Source organism: Streptomyces sp. ASQP_92 (genome assembly GCF_025399895.1).
Classification (GTDB): Bacteria; Actinomycetota; Actinomycetes; order Streptomycetales; family Streptomycetaceae; genus Streptomyces.
This window is the reverse complement of sequence record NZ_JAODUA010000056.1, coordinates 1-1,432: the sequence shown is the minus strand read 5'-3', so window position 1 is coordinate 1,432 and position 1,432 is coordinate 1. Positions and strand designations below refer to the sequence as shown.

1 protein-coding gene is annotated in these 1,432 nt (G+C 68.3%); it reads left to right on the top strand.

Annotation, left to right across the window (positions count from 1 at the left end; all coding sequences use genetic code 11):
- Nucleotides 1-55 precede the first annotated feature (55 nt).
- Nucleotides 56-1,333, top strand: a complete 1,278-nt coding sequence (locus N4G70_RS36870) for an IS701 family transposase (RefSeq protein WP_261717154.1) — start codon at nt 56-58, stop codon at nt 1,331-1,333.
- The last annotated feature ends 99 nt before the right edge of the window (nt 1,334-1,432 follow it).

The window sequence follows — 1,432 nt, the reverse complement described above, 5'->3', positions numbered from 1 at the left end:
TAGTAGTACTCCGTTAGGTCTTCCTCTTGGTCCTGTTCGGGAGCATGTTGGAGGTGTGGACGCACATGAAGTGAGCCGGGCTCGGGCCAAGTTGGCGCTGTTCGTGGCTGACGTGTTCGCGTCGGTGCCGCGCAAGGACCAGCGGGCCAAGAGTGACTGCTATCTGCGGGGACTGATGACGGACGGTCGCCGCAAGTCGATCCAGGCCATGGCCGGCCGCCTGCCGGACGGCAACGAGCAGAACCTGCAGCAGTTCGTGAACCAGTCGACCTGGGACCCGGTGCCGGTGCGGCGGCGCATTGCTGAGCGGATGGTGCCGCAGATCGCCCCGGATGCGTGGGCGGTCGATGATGTGTCGTTCCCCAAGGACGGGAAGATGTCGGTGGGGGTCGCGCCCCAGTACTGCGGGGCTTTGGGCAAGCAGGCCAACTGCCAGGTCGCGGTGAGTATCCACGCGGTGTCCGACACCGCGTCCTGTCCGTTGCAGTGGCGGTTGTTCGTGCCTCAGGAGTGGGCAGCCGATGCTGTCCGTCGGCGCAGGACGGGCATCCCTGAGGAGATCGGGCACCGGGAGAAGTGGCGCCTGGCCCTGGAGATTCTCGACGAGCTGGCCGGATGGGGGCTTGTCCCGCCGGTACTGGTGGCCGACGCCGGTTACGGGCAGAACGCCGACTTCCGTGACGGGCTGGAGCGCCGGAGCATCGGCTACGTGGTGGCGGTCCGCTCGGATGTGACTGTGCACCCGCATGAGGCGGTGCCCACTGTCCCGCTCTGGTCCGGCAACGGCCGCAAGCCGCAGCCCCGTTACCGCGACAAGCCGTCCTCGGTGGCCGCGCTGGCGGCCGGCCGGGCACGGCAGGCCTTCACCGGGGCGACCTGGCGTGAAGGCTCCCGCGGGCCGATGCGCTCGCGCTTTGTGGCACTGCGGGTCCGGCCGGCCGGAGTCCGGGCCCGCCGCCTGGCCCAGGCCGCAGCCACCGCGCAGGACGGAGCCTGGGACGGCGTCCTGCCCGAGCTCACGCTGCTGGCCGAATGGCCCACCGGAGCCGAAGCACCCACCGACTACTGGCTGTCCAACCTGCCCGCAGGCACCCCGCTGAACGAACTGGTCCGCCTGGCGAAGGTCCGCTGGCGCATCGAGCACGACTACCGGGAACTCAAGCACGGCCTCGGCCTGGACCACTTCGAGGGACGTTCCTGGAACGGCTGGCATCACCACGTCACCCTGGTCACCGCCGCCCACGCCTTCCTCACCGAACAACGCCTGGCCCCAAAAGCCGATACAGCGGACTCACCCTCTACCAGATCCTCGACACCATCCAGGACCTGCTGAACTGCTGGACCGGCACCTGCACCACCTGCCACCGCCCCCTGCCAAGAACATCCACCACCAGCCCAAACTCAAGAGCCAGAGCGACCTAACGGAGTACTA